The 23,933-nt window shown below is 36.6% G+C and carries 17 protein-coding genes; 6 read left to right on the forward strand and 11 right to left on the reverse strand.

Going from position 1 to position 23,933, the window contains the following annotated elements; translation table 11 throughout:
• Positions 1-216: 216 nt before the first annotated feature.
• The 4 genes from KO509_RS05035 to rplU form a co-directional block, all read right to left on the reverse strand.
• On the reverse strand, positions 217-483 hold the full coding sequence (locus KO509_RS05035) for a hypothetical protein (protein ID WP_215972191.1): 267 nt from the start codon (positions 481-483) through the stop codon (positions 217-219).
• Positions 484-668: 185 nt separating this feature from the next.
• The gene (cgtA, locus tag KO509_RS05040) at positions 669-1,832 is read right to left on the reverse strand and encodes an Obg family GTPase CgtA (protein WP_215972192.1); all 1,164 of its coding nucleotides are present in this window, start codon (positions 1,830-1,832) and stop codon (positions 669-671) included.
• Positions 1,833-1,981: 149 nt separating this feature from the next.
• Positions 1,982-2,239 (reverse strand): 50S ribosomal protein L27, encoded by a 258-nt coding sequence (gene rpmA / locus KO509_RS05045; RefSeq protein ID WP_215972193.1) that lies wholly within the window; start codon positions 2,237-2,239, stop codon positions 1,982-1,984.
• Positions 2,240-2,255: 16 nt separating this feature from the next.
• A complete protein-coding gene (gene rplU / locus KO509_RS05050) occupies positions 2,256-2,567 on the reverse strand; it encodes a 50S ribosomal protein L21 (protein ID WP_159821501.1) in 312 nt (103 codons plus the stop codon).
• Between the two features lie 280 nt (positions 2,568-2,847).
• Between rplU and ispB the strand changes: the two genes are divergently transcribed.
• A complete protein-coding gene (gene ispB / locus KO509_RS05055) occupies positions 2,848-3,834 on the forward strand; it encodes an octaprenyl diphosphate synthase (protein ID WP_215972194.1) in 987 nt (328 codons plus the stop codon).
• A 97-nt stretch (positions 3,835-3,931) separates the two neighbouring features.
• Positions 3,932-4,342 (forward strand): VF530 family DNA-binding protein, encoded by a 411-nt coding sequence (locus tag KO509_RS05060; RefSeq protein WP_215972195.1) that lies wholly within the window; start codon positions 3,932-3,934, stop codon positions 4,340-4,342.
• A 70-nt stretch (positions 4,343-4,412) separates the two neighbouring features.
• Here KO509_RS05060 and mdh read toward each other — a convergent pair whose 3' ends face one another.
• Positions 4,413-5,345, reverse strand: coding sequence for a malate dehydrogenase (gene mdh, locus KO509_RS05065; RefSeq protein WP_215972196.1), 933 nt, complete (start codon positions 5,343-5,345; stop codon positions 4,413-4,415).
• A 253-nt stretch (positions 5,346-5,598) separates the two neighbouring features.
• On the opposite strand from mdh, the gene argR reads away from it, so the two are divergent.
• On the forward strand, positions 5,599-6,072 hold the full coding sequence (gene argR / locus KO509_RS05070) for a transcriptional regulator ArgR (RefSeq protein WP_215972197.1): 474 nt from the start codon (positions 5,599-5,601) through the stop codon (positions 6,070-6,072).
• A gap of 7 nt (positions 6,073-6,079) precedes the next feature.
• On the opposite strand, the gene KO509_RS05075 is transcribed toward argR, so the two are convergent.
• On the reverse strand, positions 6,080-9,406 hold the full coding sequence (locus KO509_RS05075; RefSeq protein WP_252727396.1) for an ATP-binding protein: 3,327 nt from the start codon (positions 9,404-9,406) through the stop codon (positions 6,080-6,082).
• A gap of 399 nt (positions 9,407-9,805) precedes the next feature.
• On the opposite strand from KO509_RS05075, the gene KO509_RS05080 reads away from it, so the two are divergent.
• Entirely contained in the window at positions 9,806-10,711 is a 906-nt protein-coding gene (locus tag KO509_RS05080) for a cation diffusion facilitator family transporter (protein ID WP_215972198.1), read from the forward strand.
• Between the two features lie 100 nt (positions 10,712-10,811).
• Here the strand turns inward: KO509_RS05080 and KO509_RS05085 are convergent, their stop codons facing one another.
• The 5 genes from KO509_RS05085 to KO509_RS05105 form a co-directional block, all read right to left on the reverse strand.
• Positions 10,812-13,412, reverse strand: coding sequence for a glycoside hydrolase family 3 C-terminal domain-containing protein (locus KO509_RS05085; RefSeq protein ID WP_215972199.1), 2,601 nt, complete (start codon positions 13,410-13,412; stop codon positions 10,812-10,814).
• A 113-nt stretch (positions 13,413-13,525) separates the two neighbouring features.
• A complete protein-coding gene (locus tag KO509_RS05090; protein ID WP_252727397.1) occupies positions 13,526-14,353 on the reverse strand; it encodes a CBM9 family sugar-binding protein in 828 nt (275 codons plus the stop codon).
• The gene (locus tag KO509_RS05095; protein WP_215972200.1) at positions 14,346-14,921 is read right to left on the reverse strand and encodes a gluconokinase, GntK/IdnK-type; all 576 of its coding nucleotides are present in this window, start codon (positions 14,919-14,921) and stop codon (positions 14,346-14,348) included. The genes KO509_RS05090 and KO509_RS05095 overlap by 8 nt, the downstream gene beginning before the upstream one ends.
• A complete protein-coding gene (locus KO509_RS05100; RefSeq protein WP_215972201.1) occupies positions 14,914-17,301 on the reverse strand; it encodes an NdvB protein in 2,388 nt (795 codons plus the stop codon). The genes KO509_RS05095 and KO509_RS05100 overlap by 8 nt, the downstream gene beginning before the upstream one ends.
• Positions 17,294-18,676 (reverse strand): MFS transporter, encoded by a 1,383-nt coding sequence (locus KO509_RS05105; protein ID WP_215972202.1) that lies wholly within the window; start codon positions 18,674-18,676, stop codon positions 17,294-17,296. The genes KO509_RS05100 and KO509_RS05105 overlap by 8 nt, the downstream gene beginning before the upstream one ends.
• 449 nt (positions 18,677-19,125) lie before the next feature.
• Here KO509_RS05105 and KO509_RS05110 point away from each other — a divergent pair, with 449 nt between their 5' ends.
• A complete protein-coding gene (locus KO509_RS05110; RefSeq protein ID WP_215972203.1) occupies positions 19,126-22,107 on the forward strand; it encodes a TonB-dependent receptor in 2,982 nt (993 codons plus the stop codon).
• A gap of 273 nt (positions 22,108-22,380) precedes the next feature.
• Positions 22,381-23,859, forward strand: a complete 1,479-nt coding sequence (locus KO509_RS05115) for a tryptophan halogenase family protein (RefSeq protein WP_215972204.1) — start codon at positions 22,381-22,383, stop codon at positions 23,857-23,859.
• Positions 23,860-23,933 lie beyond the last annotated feature (74 nt).

The raw sequence follows: 23,933 nt of genomic DNA on the forward strand, positions 1-23,933 counted from the left end.
TTGATAATTTTATTTCAGCTATCATACTTCAAAGTAACAACTTTATCGAAGTATGCTGATAATAAGTCTTAGTTAAGACATCAAGTAAGGGCTAAACAATAACAGTATTTGAACTGCTTCCCCTCTGCTGTTGGCTTTTGTGAGTCAACTTGCATAAGAAAAGTAAGACGTTATCTAACACTATTGCTAAAAATACACTTAAGCGAAGGGATAAATTTAAGGTGTTATTTTAAATATTTTCTTAATCAGTCTGGAGGTTGTAACAGCAACAACTATTCCGATAAAGAAATATAAAGCCATTAAATAGTTTGTGAAATCGGCTGTGTATACTTCGTTATTAGCCAGTAAACATTTTCCTGTTTTATAGCTAAATACTCCTCCTTGCTCAGTACAACCATCGACTAAAATAACATCATTGATTAACCAAATAATCAAAAAGCTAATAATCACACCAATAAATTGTGGAATCGAATATTTACTCATACTTTTCTTAAATTTCTCACCTTATTATATAAGGCGAGATTATTGGCTATACGACAGTAAAAAACAACTGCTCTTTCACTATCTAGCCGTTTATTATAGATATAAAAAAAGAGTAATAACATGCTGTCATTACTCTTTTTATTGTTCATTGTAGAACGAGTCTTATTTAATCGCTATAAAATACTTTAAGGACGATACTCTACTTCTACATCGTAATCGTCTTCATTCCAATCATCGTCATCAAGATCGTCATCTAAACCATCATCAGCCATTGCACCTTCATGGTATGTATCCCACTTGAATTCAACATTTTTACCATCAACAACTTCTTCTTCTTCTGGTGGTAATTCTTCAATAAAGGTCATTACTTTTTGGGCTAATTCTTCTGTACCCATTTTATTAAAAGCTGAAATACTGTGTACTTCGCCCTTCCAATCAAGACCAGCTAAAATAGAATCAGTTAATTCTTTAGCCTCGTCTTCAAGCATTAAATCAAGTTTATTAAAAACAACCCAACGAGGCTTACCTGCTAGTTTTTCGTTATGCTGCTCTAATTCACTAATAATAACTTTAGCGTTCTCTAATGGGTCTGAGCCATCTGCAGGCATAATATCAATGATATGCAATAATATACGACAACGTTCAAGATGTTTTAAGAATTGAGTTCCTAAACCTGCACCATCAGCCGCACCTTCAATGATACCTGGAATATCAGCAATAACAAAACTTCGCTGTGTATCAAGACGTACTACACCTAAATTAGGTACTAACGTTGTGAACGGGTAATCAGCTACTTTAGGAGTTGCTGCAGATACACTACGAATAAGCGTAGATTTACCGGCATTAGGTAAACCTAATAGCCCAACATCAGCTAATAGTAATAATTCAAGTTTTAAGTTGCGAATTTCACCTGGTGTACCATCGGTTCTTTGACGTGGTGCTCGGTTAGTACTACTTTTAAAACGTGTATTACCTAAACCATGCCAGCCACCTTTAGCAACTAAAAGCTTTTGATCTTTATGTGTTAAATCACCAAGAATTTCACCCGTATCAATATCTGTGACACGTGTTCCTACTGGTACTTTTAACACTAATTCTTCGCTACTTTTACCTGTACAGTCACGGCTTTGCCCATTTTGTCCGCGCTTAGCACGGTGAAAACGTTCAAAACGGTAGTCAATAAGCGTATTTAAGCTTTCATCAGCAATGAGGTAAACATCACCGCCATCACCGCCATCGCCACCATTAGGGCCGCCATATTCAATATATTTTTCTTTACGAAAACTGACGCAGCCATTGCCGCCGTCGCCAGCTTCAACTCTGATTTCAACTTCATCAACAAATTTCATGGTGTTTAAACAACCCTAATATCTTGTGGTTTTTATGTTACTAGTATAAACGATTTTTACTTGAGAAAGAATCATCGTATACACAAGTTAAATAATAGCCAAAAAAAAACCTCGCATGATGCGAGGTTTTTAGAAAATCGAATCTAAGATTAGTCAGCAATAATGCTAACAAACTTACGATTTTTTGGACCTTTTACATCAAACTGAACTTTACCGTCAGATAATGCGAATAAAGTGTGATCTTTACCGATACCCATATTATCACCAGCATGGAAACGAGTTCCACGTTGACGAACTATGATGTTACCAGCTAACACTGATTCACCACCAAAACGTTTAACACCTAAACGTTTAGCTTCTGAATCACGACCATTTCGTGTACTACCTGCCGCTTTCTTATGTGCCATGTCAAAATGCTCCTAATTAGCCATTAATACCAGTAATTTTCACTTCAGTGAACCATTGACGATGGCCCGCTTGTTTACGTGAATGCTTACGACGTTTGAATTTTACAATAGTAATTTTATCAGCACGACCTTGGTTAACAACCTCAGCCACTACTTTACCACCGGCAACATAAGGTGCGCCTACGTTGATTTTTTCGCCATCGGCGATCATTAGAACGTTATCAAATTCTACTGCTGCGCCTACTTCAAGCTCAAGCTTTTCTAGACGAACTGTTTGTCCTTCGGTTACACGATGCTGTTTACCACCGCTTTGGAATACCGCGTACATAGCTACTCCGTACTGCGTCATCTCTTAGTTAAGTTAAATGACGCTAAATTTAAAAATATAGGGCGCGAATTCTACGCGAAGAAAGCTAACAGAGCAAGAAGAAAAACGATCATTTCTAAAGTTTTTCTTCTATTTAAGCAAATAACTACAATAAAATATTAATTTAAGAACAAAGTACTCAGAAAGCACGTTTGTCGCTTTATTGTCGGGCAATTTAGTGTAGAATTTGACAGATTAGCCTTATATTTTAAACTACTAGCCGAAGCGGAAATAAAGTACTGTGGACATAAAAGCAATTCAAGCACTCTCTCAACATGACATGAACAAAGTTAATGAACTTATTCATGGGCAATTACATTCAGACGTTGCTTTAATAAATCAATTAGGTATTTATATTGTTAATGCGGGCGGTAAGCGAATGCGCCCAATGCTGACAGTGTTAACAGCACAAGCATTAAACCATGATCAGTCAATAGCATTAGATGATCGACATTGTACTATTGCGGCAATTATTGAATTCATTCATACGGCAACTTTATTACATGATGATGTCGTTGATGAGTCAAATATGCGTCGAGGTCGTGAAACAGCCAATGCTTTATTCGGCAATAGTGCTAGTGTTTTAGTTGGTGATTTTCTTTATACACGTTCTTTTCAAATGATGACTAAATTGGGTGATATGCACATCATGGATATTTTATCTGATGCAACCAATATTGTTGCCGAAGGTGAAGTATTACAATTAATGAATTGTAATGATCCTGATACTACCGAAGAAAGTTACATGCAAGTTATTTACTGTAAAACGGCTAAGCTGTTTGAAGCAGCTACACGCTTAGCTGCAGTTATTACTAAGCAAGATAGCAAAGTTGAACAGGCGATGGCTGATTATGGAAAATATTTAGGTACGGCATTCCAACTAGTAGATGACATAATGGATTACACCGCAGACGCCCAAGAAATGGGAAAAAATGTTGGCGATGATCTTTCTGAAGGCAAACCAACATTGCCTTTACTTTATACTATGGCGCATGGCTCAGAGCTACAAAAACAGTTAGTGAGAGATGCAATTGAACATGGCAATGGGATGGAGCATTTAGACGAAATTCTTGACGCTATGCAGCAAACAGGCGCCTTAAAATATACCCAGAAAAAAGCCGAAATAGAAGCAGACAAAGCGATTAATGCTTTATCGATATTACCCGAATCTGATTATAAGAAAGCATTAACGGCATTAGCACATATCGCAGCAAACAGAAGTGCCTAATTCATTAATACAAAGTTAAATTATTGATGATTAACTATATGTAATCCTTTAGTTAATACGACAATTATTCAAATTATACTGCTTACGAGAAAACATTATGAGTTCAGATAATATATACGAAAATAATCCTTTACACGGGGTTGGTTTAGAACAAGTAATCACAGAGTTAGTTGATCATTATGGCTTTGACATTATGGATGCTTACTTAAATTTAAATTGTTTTAAAAATAAGCCTAGTATTCAATCAAGTTTAAAGTTTTTGAAAAAAACTGAATGGGCAAAAGATAAAGTTGAAGCTTTTTATTTATATCAGTATAAAAATTTACCGCGTGCAGATGACACTCAATTTGAATTACCTCCTCGTGATCGTATAGTGCCTGCAGATCAAAAGCCAGGAGAGCCTGCAGAGTTAAGTTTTGAAGATGCTGAACGTCTACGTCAGAAACGAGCTGAGAAAACACGAGCTAGAGCTGCTGCAGCTACTCCAGGGAACCCTTGGGGTAGATAAAAAAGAATTAAATAAAAAGGGGTTTTAATCATACGATTAAAACCCCTTTTTATTTACCGTTAACTTGGCTTTATGCCATGAAGTCAACGCCTTCTTTAATATCAGCTTTTAATGTTTCAAGCATGTCATTCTTAGCTTTCTCTTCAAACGCACTTAACTCACCGTAAGGTAATATTTCAGCAACACCGTTTACACCTAAACGTACTGGGTGAGCGAAATATGGAGCATCGCCACCATCAACGTCAACATAAGCGTAATCTACAACATCTTCGCCTTGTAAACCTTTAACTAAAGATAAACAAAAACGAGCTGCTGCTGCGCCCATTGAAAGTGTCGCAGAACCGCCACCCGCTTTAGCATTTACAACTTCTGTACCTGCATTTTGAATGCGTGGAGTTAATGCAGCTACTTCTTCATCAGAGAAAGTAACACCTTCAACTTGTGAAAGAAGTGGTAAGATAGTTGTACCTGAGTGACCACCAATTACTGGAACTTTAACTGTTGCTACGTCTAAGCCTTTAAGCTCAGCAACAAATGCTTCACTACGAATAACATCTAATGTTGTTACACCAAATACACGGTTCTTGTCATAAGTACCCGCTTTTTTGAATACTTCAGCAACAATTGGCACAGTACCGTTAACTGGGTTAGTAATAATACCCACTAACGCTTTTGGACAATTAGCAACAATGCCTTCTGCCAATGTTTTGATAATACCTGCGTTTACTGCAAATAAATCAGCACGGTCCATACCTGGCTTACGAGGCATACCTGCTGGAATAATTACAATATCAGCACCTGAAAGTGCACCAGCTAAATCATCAGCACCAAAACCTTCAACTTTAACAGCTGTAGGGATATGAGATAAATCTACCGCCACACCTGGAACAACAGGGGCAACATCATAAAGTGATAACTCTGAACCTGCCGGTAATTGAGTTTTTAATAATAAAGATAATGCTTGGCCAATACCGCCTGCTGCGCCTAAAACTGCTACTTTCATGTGTTCTCTCCGAGATTTAATAGGGTTAAATTAAGGCCCGCTGGCCTTAATTTCATTTTAACAAAAAAATTTGAGTAAATACGTAAAAATTTGCTGCGCAAAAGATATAGCATAGGCAGCAAAAAAACAATTAATATTCATTTATACCGTATATTTATCTATATGATAGCGTATAATGCTCTTTTTCAAAAACACAACTTTAGTATTATAGCAAATAGATTAATTATCTTTTATAAGGTTTTCATATCAAATAATGAATGGTCAACAAAAACAAGAAGCATTAGTGCAAGCATTTAAAGATTTATTAAAGCAAGAGCAATTTGGCTCTCAAGGTGAAATAGTTGATGCGTTGAAAACGCAGGGCTTTAATAATATCAGCCAATCAAAAATATCACGGATGTTAAGTAAATTTGGTGCAGTTCGCACCCGTAATGCCCGCCAAGAAATGGTTTATTGCTTACCAGCAGAGTTAGGTGTTCCCACCGCACAAAGCCCGTTGAAACAATTAGTATTAGAAATTGAGCATAATGGCATTATGATCATTATTCAAACGAGCCCTGGTGCAGCACAATTAATCGCTCGTTTACTTGATAGCTTAAGTAAAAGTGATGGTGTCTTAGGTACAATTGCAGGCGACGATACTATATTTATTGCACCAACTGATGTAAACAACATTCAAGAAACCATTAATAAACTAGAATGTCTTTTTAGTAAAAAGCTTAGTTAGTTTACTGCTATTTATGTTCGTTTGATTCTATCGCCTCGAGTATACTCGTCAACAACAATGTCGCAGTAACTGGTTTAGCAATGTGTTGATTCATGCCTGCATCTAAACTGCTTAGCTTGTCTTCTTCACGTGCATGCGCAGTCATCGCTATAATAGGTAAATGTTCATATTTATCTAACTTTCTAATTTCTTTTGTTGCGGTTAACCCATCCATCACAGGCATTTGAATGTCCATTAATACAACATCAAATGTCTGTACTTCAAGTAAATCTAAAGCCTTTTGACCATTATCTGCAATAATAACCTTTGCTTGCATGCTTTTGAGTAGTTCTTTAGCAACTAGCTGATTAATAAGATTGTCTTCAACTAGCAATACTTTTACATTAGATAAGTCAGCCTTGTCGTTCTGGCTTTCTTTGCTTAGTAACTGTGTCTTAGGTACAGAAGCCGTATTATTCGTTAACTCCTGATTATTTTTTTCTGTGAACTTATTTGATAACAACACTTTCACTATTTTGTCTAACGAATAACGATATAAAGGGGTATCAAGTAAAGTATAAGGGATTTTTAAACTATCAAGTTGTTGACATGTGTTGGGCTTTAATTCACTCATACCTGGCTGACACAATCCCACTAAATCAATCAGATTCACCGCTTTGTCATTAACATCATGCTCTATAAAGGTTTGCTCATCTATTAATAAAATGACCTGATCAGTTGGTGATTTTTTTTGCTGTAATACATCATTTAATTCAATTAAATTATTAAATTGATAATAGTACCAAGACTGCGCCTTAATAGTTTGAATACAACTTGTTGACAGCTCATGATTAATGCTACAGATATGGAGCCTTGATGTTTCATTACTTACTGCACTAGAGAAGTCGGAATTCATCATGGTTTCTTCATTAGGAATAGAAAAAGGCAAAATAAAACTAAACTCACACCCCTCACCTAAATCGCTTTTTACGGTTATCTCTCCTCCGAGTAACTTAACTATTTGCTGACAAATAGATAAACCTAAACCTGAGCCACCATATTTTCTAGTCATAGAAATATCAGCTTGAGAAAATACTTCAAATAAATGCGCTTGGTTCTCCTTCGAAATCCCTATACCAGTGTCTTTAACTCGAAACCGAAGTAAAACATTCGTTTCACTTAAGCCAATAGAATCAATGAACAAGTCAATATTGCCTTGTTCAGTAAATTTAGTTGCATTATTCAATAAGTTTGATAATACCTGAACTAAACGCATGGCATCACTCATCACAAAACGAGGAACATTGGCATCTAGCTCTACTCGCATGTTGAGTTTTTTAGTATGAATAGTCGCAGCATTTAATTTAAGTGCCGTATCTATTACTGACGGTAAATCGATAACCTCCTTAACAATAACCATTTTACCTGCTTCAATTTTAGATAAATCAAGTAATTCATCAATAAGGTGTAGCAGTGAAAAGGCTGCTGTTTGAGCATTGGTTAAATAATGTTCTTGTCGCGCATCGAGCTGAGTCCCCGTTAACAAATTAATCATCCCTTGTATGGCATTAATTGGCGTTCTAATTTCATGGCTCATATTAGCTAAAAACTGAATTTTAACTTTGTTAGCATACTCGGCTTGGTCTTTAGCACTTTCTAACGCTGATTGCGTTGCTTGTTGTTCCGTAACATTTTGTAAAATAGTAATGGTACCCAGTATTTTCCCTTCATCATTGGTAAACTGATTACAAAAACCTTGATAAATCTCATCTCCAGCTTCTAACAATGACTGTTGAGGATATTCACCATCAAATGTGGCATTCAATTTATCAAGTTGATGTGCCAATAGTTTTGGTATGAACTGGCTAGCTTCTATTCCAAGCATTGAACTTTCTAATCGACCAGTTAACTGTTCAAATGAGTGATTACAACCCATTAATTTACCATTAGGATCATTAAAAATAATTAGCTCAGGAATAGCATTCATAACTGAACGTAATAAAACATAGTCACGTTGATGTTGAGTGCTTGTTTCTAGTAATGCTTTAGTTTTTTCGTGTACTCTGCTGTCCAGCACCTCATTTTGCTCTTTTAATTGCAGTAATAAGCTGCGATTTTGTGTAAATATATCTTCAACTAAAATAAACCAATGTAACCAGTCAGCATTTGCTTTTACTTTTCCTGGGTCACCTTGAGAGCAAAATTCAATATGACTAATAAAGTCATGTGTTGGTTTAATGAAACTTCGTCTTGTCATGGCATTTACCAACATCAAAAAAGCAAAAAGCCCAATCAATAAGATAGTAAACATAAAAATAAAATGATTTCTTAAAGGCGAAATAAAGCTTGAGTAGGGCTGATACTTTAATAGCGTCCATCCGTTAATAGGTAAAGATTGCGTTTCAACAAACCAATCACCAATTTGTATTGAATCTGGTAGTTGTGCTAAATGCTCTGCTTGTAAGTGATGTAAATCGTTAGGTAATAGTTTTTGCCATGAGGCTCTATAATTTAATGACTTTTTACCTTGTTGTTTAAAAATTAAAATATCATTCTGCTGATTAAGCAGTACTAGCGCCTGATCATCAGATGTTAGCGCCAATAAACTTTGCTGCAAGCGCGTTAAACTAATATCAATAACGACCGCTCCTACCATCTCTGTATGTCGATAAACGCCAAGACCTAAAGAGAAGTTCATCCCTGTACCCGCAGCATCAATATAAGGCAAAGACCAAATAACTTTATTATTATCTAAACCTAATGCTTGTATTTTTTTAGCGTGGGCATTGGTGAGCATTCGGTCACTGAACCGCCAGCTATCGCGACCAATCCAAGGATAAATATTAACGAACTGATCAACTGAAATATAATAAAACCAATTAGCTTCTTCGATAATTTTTTGTGCGGTAACAAAAGCAGGCGTTAACGCATTAGCCATAGCAATTTCTTGATTTTTTAAGCGTGAAAATGTATCTATATCACCAAAACCTGTGATATTACCACTGATACGTTTGTCCTCATTTATGGAACTTCGTGCTGCGATATCAAGAAAGAACAATGCGCCATCTTGTCGTAATGGTGGGGGTTTAAAATATAGTTCGTCAGGGTGCTTGAGAATATATTGAGCATATTCCTGAATACCAACGACCGCTTGTTCACTTTGCACTAACATACCATTTAGTTGCTCTGCTTGAGCGGTTAATTGGGTTAAGCTCTTCTGTTTATGCTCGGATAACTCACTATAATACCGTAATGAAGCCGCAGTTAATGCAATAAAAACAATGATAATAAATGCAACAACAACAGCTGTGTTGTATCGTTTAAATACAGTATTTTCTGCGGTTTTTTCTAACAAAGCCGATCCCTTCACAAAATATTAGTCTTCATTTTAGCTAATGTACCTATTTGATGTGCATAAGCATAATATTATTTTTACAAAAAAAAATAGTATGCCAAGCTATTCTCTTTATTTCACTTGCTCAAACTCAGCTCACTACTTCAGTTGATAAAAATAAAACCGACACTATGATAAAGCAAACTAAAGAGAATCAATAAACACTTGATATACAAATAATATAAGCGTACTTTCATTTGTATTACAAAAAATTAGGCTGGCACTAGCTGATTAAATTCTTAATAACGTAACATAAAATCATAAAATATTATTTACCCCCATGCGCACATTATCAGGAAGAAACAATGAGTAGCTCAGCTCAAACATATAAAGGCAATTTAAAATATAAGGATAATTATTATGGGGCATAACCATTCACACGGTCACTCTCATAGTCATTCCCATGACGGAAAACTAAGTTTGGCAGTATTTATCAACATATTATTATCTGTAGCGCAGGTTGTTGGTGGTATTGTTTCAGGAAGCCTATCTCTTATAGCAGACGCTCTTCATAACTTAAGCGATGCAGGCGCTATTATTATCGCTATTGTGGCCAGAAAAATAGCACGAAAGCCAGCAAATAGTAATATGACTTATGGGTTTGAGCGCGCAGAAATATTAGGAGCACTTATTAATAGCACAACGCTATTGCTAGTAGGTGTTTATCTTATTTTTGAATCCATAGCTAAATATTTTAATCCAGAGCCTATTGATGGCTGGATCGTTGTTTGGATCGCGACTATTGCGTTAATTATAGATGCAGCAACAGCATGGCTAACCTATAAAGCTGGGGCAAAAAATAACTTAAACTTAAGAGCAGCCTTTATTCATAATATGTCTGATGCCTTCGCTTCTATTGTTGTTATCTTAGCTGGTACTCTTATCATTCTATATCAATGGTATGTGGTTGATTTAATAGCAACCATTGGTATTTCTATCTATGTGATATACCACGGTTTATTACTGACTAAACAAACAATTAAAATTTTGATGCAAGCGGTTCCTGAAGATATTGATATTGATGAATTATGTGGTGAAATTGAAGGTATTCCTAGCATCAAAAAGATTAATCATATACATGTTTGGCAACTCGATGATAATAAAAAATTCTTAGAAGCACATGTCGCTTTAGAAATAGATCACATCGATAACGGGGTCGTTGAAATCAAAAAAATATTACTAAATAACTATGGTATCAAACACTCGACAATCGAAATTTGTCTTGATGCTCAAGAGCTAGCAAATAATTGTTATCAACGTGAATAATAGCGGTTGTGAATAATTCATGCGGTATCTAACATTAACCATAGCTTAGCTATCAATTATTACTGAGCTATGGTTTGCTATATCTTATATATCACCAATGTTATTGCTGGTAAGAAAAGGTTTTCCTTAGATGAATATTTTCTAGTGATGTTCCTAACTGTACTTCAAAGTCACCAGTTTCAGCTAACCAATCATCAGTTTTAATATCCCAGAAAGATAAATCACGTTTGTTAAGTGTAATGCTGATTTCTTTACTTTCATTTGGCTCTAAATATACCTTAGCGAAGCCTTTTAGTTCTTTTTCAGGTCTGGCAACACTTGCTTCTTTGTCGTGTAGATATAACTGCACGACTTCAGCGCCGGCAACTTTACCGGTATTTTTAACTTGTGCTGTTACCGTAAGACTCTCATCTCCCGTAATATTTGATGCAGATAACTTAATGTCAGTTAATGCAAATTGAGTGTAGGAAAGTCCATGACCAAAAACGAAAGTTGGTTTTATTTTTTGTTGCTCAAACCAACGATAACCAATGAAGACTCCTTCAGAATATAAACTCTCTATGGCGTTATAATCATTAAGCGCAATTGGTGCTGTATCTTCAAGACGAGCAGGTAAAGTAATCGGCATTTTACCGCTCGGATTCACCTTTCCGGTTAGAATATCTGCAAAAGCATGACCAGCTTCCATACCGCCATACCATCCCCAAACAATCGCTTTAGCTTCATTAACCCAAGGCATTTCAACCGCAGAGCCTGCAACAAGAAAAACGACTGTTTTTTCATTTGCTGCAATAAGCTTACTAATAATTTCATCTTGCGAGTTTGGCAGTTTCATATCAGGACGATCGATTGATTCTCTATCGTCACCATGGCTCAAACCACCAAAATAGATCACGGCATCGGCTTTTTTAGCGGCTGCTATATATTCAGCTTCACTGCTAAACAACTCCCCTGGAGCATTCCAACCTAAAGTAAACTCATCAGTGCCATCATATTGAATTTCAAAAGAGTAAGTTTCATTTTCTTTTAAATCAATGGCTTTTGTTAATGTAGTAATAGCTTGATCACCGACTAATTTATTGTCGTTAATCTTATGCTTTAGAACAACGTCATCATTAATTTTTAAACTAAAATCCCCAATAGTTTCCACATTAAGCTGATGAATACCTGTTTTTAATGGCTTAATTTTAGCTGACATTGTAATGTGCTGAACTTTATCAGGTACTTTAGCTTTAAAGGTTGAATCAACAATCCAAGACTCCTCAATTAAGTTTACTCTTGCTAAATCTTCATAATAAGACACGTTCCATGCTGGGGTACCAGTCCAATGCCGGCTTTCGACATAATCACTGGCGATAGCGGTTAACTCACTACTACGTGCTCGCATTACGGTAATATTTACATCTTCGCCAAACGCAGCTTTTAACCCAGCTAACGGCGTTATCTCATATAAAGATTTAACTTCTGAAGAGCCACCACCGGTCCCGTGTTTTTTGTCCGCATTAGGCCCTAAAACAAGAATGTTTTTTATCTGCTTTTTATCTAATGGTAATACAGGCATTGACTCAATCGTTTCATTTTTTAATAAAACCACACCTTCAGCCGCTATTTTTCGTGCAGCCGCTTGGTGCGCTTTGGTGTTTCTTGAGCCGGGTAAACGATTTTCATCATACATACCAATAGCATGTTGCACCCGTAAAATTCTCCTCGCTTTATCATCAGCAATTGATTCTGGAATTTTTCCTGATTCGAGCATTGCTAAGAATGGTTTAGCAAGAAAATAGTCTTGATAATCATCAACTTTAGTGCCCATCTCTAAATCTAAGCCATTTACTGCAGCATCATAAGTATTAATATCGACGTGCCAATCGGTTAATAATACTCCTTGATAACCCCACTCACCTTTTAGGATATCCATAACTAAGTGCTTACTTTGGTTGGCATTAGTACCATAATATTCGTTGTATGCTCCCATCATGCCTAGTACGCCACCTTCTTTCACAGCGGCTTCAAATGCAGGTAAATACACTTCTCTTAGCGTGCGTTCATCTGGTTTAGCATTAATTCCCGTACGATTTAGTTCTTGGGTATTTAACGCATAATGCTTCACTGTGGCAGCAACATCATTGGCTTGAATAGCCTTTATTTGTGGCACAACCAACTTCGCCGCTAAGATAGGATCTTCTCCCATATATTCAAAATTACGACCATATAAAGGTAAACGGGCTAAGTTAACCCCTGGACCTAAAATAAAATCTTTTTCTCTATCGCGCGCTTCTGCACCTAAAACTTGGCCATGTAACCTTGCCATTTCCACATCCCAACTGGCAGCAACAGATGTTAAGTGTGGTAAATAAGTTGAATGATCATCAGTCCAACCAGCGGAATCCCAGGTATGACGTGCTATTTGATGGCGAACGCCATGAGGGCCATCAGATAACCACATTTCTGGAATACCGACACGCTCAATAGCATTAACATGAAACTTACCACTTGCATGAGCCAAAGATACTTTTTCAGCTAATGTCATTTTCGCTAACATTAGTTCAACATCTTGCTCAACTGTCGCAAGGCGCTTACTCGCATGAGTATTTTTTTTCTGAGTTACTTTTTGATTTTTACTTGTTTCACATGCGCTAAGACTGATACTAAGTATCAATAAAGCAGAATTGTGAATAATTTTTTTTAACATACTACGCATAAAGATAGCCTCCATTAAGTAACCTTTTACTCTTTATATCTCGATAGAAGAAAAACTGAATAATGCGGTCTAAGTTGTGTAAATAAATGCCAGTCATAGCAAACATTACCTAATTATTGAATTAGCAATAATTGCTGAAAGACATCTGCAGTTATATAACCTAAATTTTTACTACCGTTGACTGCTTCAATGTCTGTTGAACCGATAAAACTCTCCCGCTCCTTTGAACCATCGTTATCGCAATATGCCAACATAAAACCCATTTTTTTCCCTCTTGTCAGTTTTACCGCTTGATGCCGATCTTTTTTATTGTCAGGAAGTAATGTAAAACTATCATCAAAAACACTTAGCGCCACTTCCCAAATAATTTTATTTGGCTTACTTGTACTTCTTCGCCATACACTGTCAATATGCTCGTTTAACAAAACAAAATTAGTTGATCCATCTTTGTTTTTTGGACCGATATCTACCACCTGATTATCTAAGGCAATATGATATGCAAAAGCATTAAAAGTAAATTGGTGATCCCCACCTGAAGCATCTTCATCAATGAAAATTTCTAAACAGTCATCGTCCCAATATCGATAAAGTGGATCAGCATGTTGATCAAATAGAATATCATCGGTAATTTCAACCAGTAAGAATAGGTGGTCTTCATTCCACATAACCTTAAATTGACCACTAAAATCTTCTTCTGTTGGTTGGGTACCCATAATGAGGTTATCTAAAGGCTGCCATGATGATAAGTCCCAACTTTTTTCACTAGCAATACCATCAATCACTATCTCGTCTTGTATTTTATGGGCTTTTAATTGGTTGCTACTTTTGCTTGCTGAGGCAATAGCACTAAATAAAATAAAAGTGATAAAAAAAATGTTTAATAAAATATGATGCCCTAAATACTGCCATGTTTTTTTCATAATATCTCCTTGTCTAATCATTACTTAACTCCTTCATAACTAGCTGATAAACCTGTTGATATACCTCATCAAAAGTGCCACTTACATCAAGCTTAGTAATATCTTTCTCATCATTTCGTTCTTCTTCCATCGCGGCAAATTGACTTGTTAATAACTCCACTTTAAAAAAATGATTCTCGCGGCTTAACATACGTTTTTTTATCGTATTAAAGTCCGCACTTAAATAATAAAAATGACATTTGAACTCAAGTGTTCTGAAAATTTTTCGATGTTGATACTTCAGACCAGAAAAGGCTAATACCACGTTTTTGTTCTGTTTAGATAACTTAATAAGTTTACTTATAATAGCTTCTACCCAAGGTTTTCTCATCGCATCATTAAGCGGTAAGTTAGCAGCCATTAGCGCTATTGCTTCCGAGGAATGAAAATCGTCAGCATCAAGAAATTCATACTCGCCTTGCGTATTTAAATCATTAACCAACTTTTGACTAATCCCTGTTTTACCTGAGCCACTAACCCCCATCACAATAAACAAGTGAGGCTTACTAGAAAATTGCGGCTTTTTATTTCTACTTAAGATATTAATCATGAGCAGGTACCAATACGCTCAATTGATAAGTTGCATTATTAGCGCGTATTTTTAACTTATTATCTACAACTCGTTCACCATCTATATACGCTTCAATCTCAGTAACTTGCGTTGATTTTTCAATAATAAAATGAATAATTGCACCACGAAACATGCGTTGTCCTGATATTTTATTCAAATGACTTGGCAATTTAGGAGCAATATATAACCCGCCATTGCCACCTTTTAATCCGCAGAGCTCTTCTACTAAGCACCGGTATAACCAAGCCAGTGTACCGGTATTAAATAATTGACTGGAGCGCCCTGCTTTTTCTGGGTACTGCTGATAAGCGCCACGATAGTAATTAGGCACAAAGATTGATAATTGACCACTTTTAGCCGCTAATGCTTTTGAGGGTAAAATTTTACTTAGCACTTCAAAAGCAAGATCGTTTTCGCCAGCTTGATATAGGCTATAAGCATAAAAAATTGCAGCATGATTATAAACGGAGCCGTTTTCAGAAACGCCAGGGTGCTTTTGAGTAATTCTCCCAATATCCTCAACCATTTTGGTATAGCTCGGTGCTAGCATCATTACACCATAAGGTGTCATTAACTGTTCAGAAATAGCGGCAATCATCAGTTGTTGCTGCTCTGCCGAGGCTGCACCACTGAGCATTGCCCAGCTTTGTGGGTTTAAATATATCTTACCCTCTTCGTCATTAACCGTACCAAAGAGGCGATCATTGTCAGTAATACCTCGAGCAAACCACTGTTCATGCCAAAAATAAGTGTTAACTGACTCATTAATAGTATTCACGGCAAGCCGATACTCGGTAAGCTTGTTCAACGGAATTTGAATACCATATTCTTCACATAAATCGCACCAAGTATTTAATGCATAAGCGGTTGCTAATGAAAGCCAACTTGAGACACCTTTACCTTTATAGCCCACCATATTCATAGGATCACACCAATCACCTTGTTCGATTAAACTTAAGCCTCGGTGATCTGTCGCCTTGACTAACCAGTTAAGTGCTAAGTCAATATGTTCACTGAAAAGTTTAGGTGTATCTGAATCAGAAAAAGCTATTGGGGTTGTTAATAAATCGACATCTCCCGTTTCATTAAGGTATACCGCTAAACATATTGGTAGCCACACACAATGGTCGGCATGAGGAACTTGATTGATATACTTAAGCTCAGCTTGGGCATGTAACAAAATACCATCAGGCATAGCACCATTGCTGTGTTGTTGAGATAAGGCTAACACGAATGCTTGACGAGCAACCGTTGGATCGATGTAACACATTCCCATATTATCTTGAATATAATTACGTGTTTGTGGGTCAGTACTTAGTCGATTAACATCACCATGATAAAACATTTGTCTGGGGAGCCAGTGATTTACAAAGTCATCAAACTCTGTATTATCAGTATTAATTGTTAAACAAGCTTTTCCTTGAGCAATATAATCGTCATATTCTTGTTGAGCCTTTCGAGCGTTTGAGCTATTTAAGTAGCGATCTCTTATTTGTGCAATTTCAGTATTGTCTTTGGCTGGTCCAAATAAAAACTGATAATTAACCGATTGATTTTCACCTAAAGACTCTCGGTATTGATAAATAGCCACAGGTGTTTCATATCGAGCATCGTTATTACTTAATTGTAAAAACTTTAGTGCATCAGGAGAATGTAATCCCCCCTCTCCTTCAAATGTAGCTTGGTTCGTATGCCAAGACGTAGGTTTTTTATCTGCAATTAAAAAGGTTTTATCTTTTAATTCTTTATTTTTAAAATACTGTTCAACTTTTTGATAAGGGGTTACTGCAGTAGCAACAATACTGTTTAGCTGTTCGTCAAAGGTAGCTGATTGATTCATCCAAGACATATAACCAATAGAAAAATAAGGGTATATACTGATATTTCGTTTACCTTCACCTTTCCTTAAATTCTCAACGGATAATGACCAACGCTCAACAACATCATTGGCCGTTAAACTTAATGAGATTTTTATTTTTAATTCAAGGTGTTCTATTAACCAATAAATTTCACTCGCACTTTGTACAAAGCTAAACTTAGCTAACTTTACCCTCATTGGCTCATAAGGTACTGAAAAACTTTGTTGCTGATCTTCATCTTTAATATAAAAAAAACGACCAGGATGGTGACTAAAATAACTGTGCTCAGGCTGAATAAAAGTTTTCTCTTCTATGTTGGGTGCATAAGAATATTTTCTTGGCTCAGGCTGCATAAACTGAGCATTAACATAGCCTCGACAGTTTACTTGCAAAACCATTCGCTTATTCCATAAGAAGCCACTCGCTTTAGGCATACTAATAGGGCAATCGAGTTTAACGGTTGCGTCTTCTATTTTATGATTGTTATTTATATTATTCATTGAGCATAACCTTTTTACCTGTTAAACCATCTGTTGAATTAGCACTTATTTGCGCCAACTCCTTTTGAATATGCTCTAACGTTTTATCATCTAATGGATAAAGCATAATTAACGGCACAGCTAATGCAGCAAATACGGCAGGAATAATCGTTAGTAATAGCACAATACCTTGCTCTGATGCTCCTGTTTGCGTTTGGTTAGCAACATAGCCAAGTGAAGCTAATAACCAACCTATAGTTGCACCCGCAAGCGCCCCTCCTAGCTTCTGTGCAAAAGCTGCTGCTGAAAATATCATTGCCGTCGCTCTTCTTCCTGTTTGCCATTGAGAGAAGTCAGCCGTATCAGCATACATAGAGAAAACTAACGGGGATTTAGGCCCTAGCGCTAAACCAATCATGATTTGCAGTACAAACATCAATGTAATATTGTCACTAGGTATAAAATAAAATGCTGTAGATAGTATCGCTACGATACTAATTAACATAATGAGTAATTTACGTTTATCGAAAAATCGCGTTAACAATGGCGTTGAAGCTGCGCCTATTGCTAATGCGATCATATAAACCATAGCGAAGCTACCAATTAAATCAGGACGCTGAACATAATACTTAAAATAAAAAGTCCCTGAGCTCGCTCGTAGTGAAATTGTAATCATGATAATAAGTGCTAGCGCAAATAGTACTAACCAAGGTTTGTTTTGCCCTAAATCTTTAATGTCTTGCAATATTGGTGTTTTCTGTTCCGGAGGAGGCGCGATACGTTCTTTCGTTCCATAAAAAGTAACGATAAATAAAGCTGCGGCAATACAACCATATAAGCCCATCGTAAGTTGCCAACCTAATGCTTCATTACCGCGCCCTAAATATTCAACCAACTCAGGTGTAAGGTACACAACTAGGCTACCGCCAGAAAACGCCCCAATAAAACGAAAACTAGTTAACGTAGTACGTTGTTGTGTATTACTGGTTATCACACCAAGTAAGGCTCCATATGGCACATTGATAAATGTATAGGCCAACATCATAAAAATATAAGTGCCATAAGCCCATATCAATTTATTCCCCTCACTCGTATCTGGTACCGTAAATGTTAATACGCCAGCCGCAACAATAGGAATAATGCCCCATAATAAATAAGGCCTAAATTTACCGAAACGGGTTTTAGTACGATCAGCTAAAGCCCCCATTAATGGATCAGAAAAGGCATCGATTAACCGAGTAACTAACATTAAGGTACCAACAGCTGCCGCTGAAATTCCAAAAACATCGGTATAAAAAATAAATAAAAACACATCAAAAACACGCCAATAAAAATTGGATGCCACGTCACCACAGGCGTATGCGATTTTTTCTTTCAAAGTAAGTTTAGTATTCACATTCTTATACCTTTATTGAATTATCAGCTACTTCGTTTTCACTTAAAATTGAAATGCATCTAAGGATAAATAAAATCACTATTTACTCAGATTCTAACCATACAACAATAACAATGTAAGCGCTTACAAATTAATTCATATTACTTATAAAAACAACCAACATTTACAAAAACAAATAAAGAAAACATTCAACCTACTGATTATAAATAAATTATTTAAATTAGATAATATAATTTATTTTATAAAAGTAATTTACTATTAAAAGATATTGTCAAAAAATTATCGAATTATAAAAATAATTATTGACCTTATTAACTTAATACTCTAACTTCAATGTAAGCGCTTTCATTTATTTGTAATATATCCTCTTACACACGATACTGATATAACAAATGGAGCGTTTACTAAAATAAATAATTATAAAATATGTAAACTTGTGGGAGAAAGTCATGAATCAGAAAAGATTTATTAAAACAAAAGTAGCAACAAGCTTATCGTTAATATTAGGTGCTACAGCACTGCCTGCTATATCGGCAGAAGAAGTAAGCCAAGCTGAAGATAGCGTAGAAGTTATTACTGTTACAGGTATGCGTTCAAGTATAAAAGAATCAACACGACTCAAACGTGATGCTTCTGGTGTAGTTGACGCTATTTCAGCAGAAGATATTGGTAAGTTCCCGGATACGAACTTAGCTGAATCACTGCAACGTATTACCGGTGTTTCTATTGACCGAGACAATGGTGAAGGAAGTAAAGTAACAGTCCGTGGTTTCGGCCCAGATTACAACATGGTCACATTAAATGGCCGTACTATGCCAGCATCAAGCCTACCTGGTGGTGGTGGTGTATCAAACTCACGCGCCTTTGAATTCTCAAATCTAGCTTCCGATGCGGTTAAATCGGTTTCAGTTTATAAAACAGGTAGGGCTAACACAGCGACTGGTGGTATTGGTGCTGTTATTAATATAGTAACGGGTAAACCACTAGATAATCCAGGTACGCATGTTAGTGTTGGTGCGAAAGCCCTAATAGATACAAGTAATCGTGTGGGTAATGATGTTACGCCAGAGTTATCAGGCTTATTCAGCTGGACTGATGATGAAGAAAAGTTTGGTGCTTCCCTATCAGTAAACTCACAAAAACGCGATAGCTCGACTTCAGGTGCTTTTGTCAACGAATGGCGAACTAGTCTTTATGATGGCACAATTCCGCAAGCAGCAAGTGATATTCAACTTATTAATGAACCAGATATTGGACAAGTTTATTCAATGCCATCAGATTTACGATACTTTATTTCTGATCAAGAACGCGAACGTACGAATGCTCAATTAACCTTACAATTTAGACCCGTTGAAGCACTAACAGCAACACTAGATTATACTTATTCAAAACAAGATACTTTTCAAGCACGTGCTGAGCAATCTATTTGGATGGACGTATATAAAACCAGCTTAGGTTTTGATGATCAAATATCAACTACTCCGGTAGATTTTAACGAAGAACGTAGAGATCAAGCACCAAGAGATTTAGGCTTAGCATTACAAGAACTTAACCAAGTTAACGAAAATGATTCAATTGGTTTAAACATTCAATACGATGTTAATGATTATTTCACGTTAACTTTTGATGGTCACAGCTCAAGTGCTGAGAGCGCTCCTGATGCGCCATATGGATCATGGGTAAATACAGGCTTAGGTGCAAACATAGTTGCAGGTCAAAGTGTTGACTATAGTAAAGAATATCCAATTATGCATGTTGATTTTGATGATTGTGATGAACGTAGAGGCTTAAACTGTAATGGTATCCTTGATCAAGATGACGTAGGTACTTCAATACTTGATATGCGTGCTTCATCTCAAAAAACTGAAATTGATGAATTTCGTGTTATTGGTGCTTACCAGTTCGAAGAAGGTAGCATAGAATTTGGTATTGAATCTCGATCTATGGAAAGTCATTCTATACAAAGTTTAACACGCCACACTATGGGTAACTGGGGCATTGAAAACCCGGGTGAATTACCGGATAACTATTTAACACCAATTGACTTTACTAGTGAAATTAATGACTTTGATAAAAGTGGTGCTTTTAATCAAGGCTTTACTGGTAGCGCTTCGCAAGTCGGTGAGTGGGCTGCGGGAGCATATGGGTTTGATTTCATAGCCAATGGTGCAGCAGCAACTAACCGTACAATAAAAGAAGATATTACCGCTGCATTTTTCCAACTTGATCTTGCTGGTGAACTAGGCGGTCGTCCATACAATATCTCTGCTGGTTTACGCTTTGAAAGTACGGATATCACCTCTTCAGCTAATGTTGCCCTACCCAATGCCGTAGCATGGGAAGGTAACCAAGATTTTAACGTACGTTTTGGCGAAGGAATGCAAGACTTCTCAGCCAAAGCTGGATACGATCACATATTACCAAGCTTTGATTTTGATATAGAAGTTATAGATAACGTAGTAACACGTTTCTCTTTCAGTAAAACCATTGCGCGTCCTACTTATGATCAATTAAGTGCAGCGGCAGCTGATGTTAGTGGCCCTTCTGCCCCTACCACTTTACCAGGTGCTCAACTAGGTACAGCATCTAGTGGTGATCCAGGTTTAGTACCACTAGAATCAGATAACATTGACTTATCAGCTGAATGGTATTTTGACGATACAAGTTATGTGTCAATTGGTTACTATGAAAAACGCGTTAGTAACTTTGCAGGTCGTCAACCAGTTGTAGAAAATGTTTACGGTTTACGTGATGCAACTGCTGGCCCTCGTGCTCAAGCAGCGATGTTAGCCTTAGCTGAATTAGGTGAAGAGTTAACTGATAGCAACTTATTTGCCATGGTGGCTGCAACTGAAAATAATGTTGATTATTTTTCAATGCCAGCTGAACAGTTTGAAGTAGATTATGATGTTATGCCAAATAGCGATGATCCTTTAATGGACTTTACTGTAACTAAGTTTGTTAACAATAAAGAAGCTAAGATCAACGGCTTTGAAATAGCAGTACAACACTTCTTTGGCGAAACAGGCTTTGGCATTCAAGCAAACTACACAACCGTATCTGGTGACGTTGGCTTTGATAACAATGCAGATCCAAAAATAACTCAGTTTGCACTTGTTGGTTTAAGTGATACTGCCAACCTAGTATTAATGTATGAAAAAGATAATTTTCAAGCAAGATTAGCCTACAACTGGCGTGATGACTTCTTAAATTCACAAGCCAGATACATTAATGAGCCAGCTTATACTGAAGAGTATGCCCAAATTGACTTTAATGTAGCTTATCAAGTGAATGAAAATATGTCTGTCTTTATAGAAGGAATCAACATTACTGGCGAAGACACTCGAATTCATGGCCGTACAGCAGTACAACTATGGAATTTAGCTGAGCAAGAAGCGCGTTATGCGATAGGTGCTCGCTATACTTTCTAACTTAATGTAATTCAGTTCATTAGCTAGATCTTATAAATGCTGTGTATTTACACGGCATTTATTATTTTACGCATAGCAGTAATTCTAATACTCTATAGAAAGTCGTTTAGACAAAATTATCAAGAAATTACGCTTATCGGCACAAGACTAGCTAGCTGGATTATCAGAGGAATTATAGCTATCGCCCAGTATTGAACAATCAAATAACCCAACAAGTATTTTGTTTGTTTATCCTAGAGCTAAGGGAACAGTTGATGAAAGAGGTAATGAACCATGAAAGATAAAATAAAAAATGTTGTAATTGCTGGTGGTGGCACGGCAGGTTGGATGGCAGCAGCAGCATTTGCAAAACTGATCGGAAAGAACCTAAATATCACATTAGTTGAGTCAGATGAAATCTCTACTGTTGGCGTAGGAGAAGCCACAATACCTCCGATCAAAACATTTCACAAATTACTTGGCATTAATGAACAAGAAATAATGCGAGCAACCAACGCTACTTTTAAACTCGGTATAGAATTTGAAAACTGGGGTCTGCAAAATTCAAAATATATTCACTCTTTTGGCGCCACAGGTAAAGAGTGTTGGGCTGGTGAATTTCACCATTTTTGGTTACATGGTCTTCGTAAAGGAATAAAGGCCGACTTTGGTGATTATTGTTATGAGCTACAAGCAGCAAAAGCAAATAAATTCGCATTATTAAATAATGCTCCAATAAATTATGCTTACCATCTTGACGCTACCCTGTATGCAAAATATTTACGAAAATTTAGTGAGAATTTAGGGGTTACTCGTCTCGAAGGAAAGATTCAACAAGTCAATAAAGATAGTAAAACGGGGAATATAAGTTCACTCACTTTAGCCTCAGGGCAAGTGGTAGAAGGCGATTTCTTTATCGATTGTACCGGCTTTCGTGGACTTTTAATTGAACAAGCGCTTCATACTGGATTTGATGATTGGTCGCATTGGTTACCTTGTGATAGTGCTGTAGCAGTGCAAACTAAAACAGTATCAGCGCCAAAACCCTATACCCGCTCCATTGCACATAATAGTGGTTGGCAATGGCAAATACCTTTGCAAAATCGTGTTGGTAACGGGCTTGTTTTCTGTAGTAAGTATTGCTCCGACGAAGAAGCAATAGCAACATTGAAACAGAATATTGAAGGGGAAATGATTACCGAGCCTAGAGTGATAAAATTTAACACCGGTCGACGTCGCAAGGGTTGGAATAAAAATTGTGTCGCTTTAGGCTTATCAAGTGGTTTTATCGAACCGCTGGAATCAACAAGTATTCATTTAATAATGTCTGGTGTGATCCGCTTATTACGTTTGTTTCCATTTGAAGGCATCTGCCAATCAACTATTGACGAATACAATAGTAAGCTTGATTCAGAGCTAAATGCTGTTCGTGATTTTATTGTTTTACACTATAAAACAACCGAACGCGAAGATACTGATTTCTGGTTACATTGTAAAACAATGGAAATTCCTCCTTCTTTACAGCATAAAATAAAGCTGTTTAAAGAAACTGGTCGTGTATTTTTAGATGATGGAGATATATTCAGGGTTGATTCATGGACTCAAGTATTAATTGGCCAAGGAATAATACCAGAACAATATCATACAATAGCTGAAGTAATGAATGATAAGGAATTAGAGCACTTTATGCATAGCATGAAAAAATCAATTGCTAATGCTGTTGAGAAGTTACCTAGTCACGCAGAGTTTTTAGATAAATATTGTAAGGCCTAAAACCAGTAGACTTATTTGCGATTAGAAAGAGAAAACTAAGTTTACCGCTTAGGTCGACCTTGTGTAAACTTAGT

The organism is Colwellia sp. C2M11 (genome assembly GCF_018860915.1).
GTDB lineage: Bacteria > Pseudomonadota > Gammaproteobacteria > Enterobacterales > Alteromonadaceae > Colwellia.

Bases quoted from the DNA above. Each gene is read 5' to 3' on its own strand.
- KO509_RS05100 (WP_215972201.1), bottom strand. From the start codon at position 17,301: ATGAATAATATAAATAACAATCATAAAATAGAAGACGCAACCGTTAAA.
- KO509_RS05085 (WP_215972199.1), bottom strand. From the start codon at position 13,412: ATGCGTAGTATGTTAAAAAAAATTATTCACAATTCTGCTTTATTGATA.
- cgtA (WP_215972192.1), bottom strand. From the start codon at position 1,832: ATGAAATTTGTTGATGAAGTTGAAATCAGAGTTGAAGCTGGCGACGGC.
- KO509_RS05095 (WP_215972200.1), bottom strand. From the start codon at position 14,921: ATGATTAATATCTTAAGTAGAAATAAAAAGCCGCAATTTTCTAGTAAG.
- KO509_RS05035 (WP_215972191.1), bottom strand. From the start codon at position 483: ATGAGTAAATATTCGATTCCACAATTTATTGGTGTGATTATTAGCTTT.
- KO509_RS05115 (WP_215972204.1), top strand. From the start codon at position 22,381: ATGAAAGATAAAATAAAAAATGTTGTAATTGCTGGTGGTGGCACGGCA.
- argR (WP_215972197.1), top strand. From the start codon at position 5,599: ATGAATGGTCAACAAAAACAAGAAGCATTAGTGCAAGCATTTAAAGAT.
- KO509_RS05060 (WP_215972195.1), top strand. From the start codon at position 3,932: ATGAGTTCAGATAATATATACGAAAATAATCCTTTACACGGGGTTGGT.
- rplU (WP_159821501.1), bottom strand. From the start codon at position 2,567: ATGTACGCGGTATTCCAAAGCGGTGGTAAACAGCATCGTGTAACCGAA.
- mdh (WP_215972196.1), bottom strand. From the start codon at position 5,345: ATGAAAGTAGCAGTTTTAGGCGCAGCAGGCGGTATTGGCCAAGCATTA.
- rpmA (WP_215972193.1), bottom strand. From the start codon at position 2,239: ATGGCACATAAGAAAGCGGCAGGTAGTACACGAAATGGTCGTGATTCA.
- KO509_RS05110 (WP_215972203.1), top strand. From the start codon at position 19,126: ATGAATCAGAAAAGATTTATTAAAACAAAAGTAGCAACAAGCTTATCG.
- KO509_RS05090 (WP_252727397.1), bottom strand. From the start codon at position 14,353: ATGATTAGACAAGGAGATATTATGAAAAAAACATGGCAGTATTTAGGG.
- KO509_RS05080 (WP_215972198.1), top strand. From the start codon at position 9,806: ATGGGGCATAACCATTCACACGGTCACTCTCATAGTCATTCCCATGAC.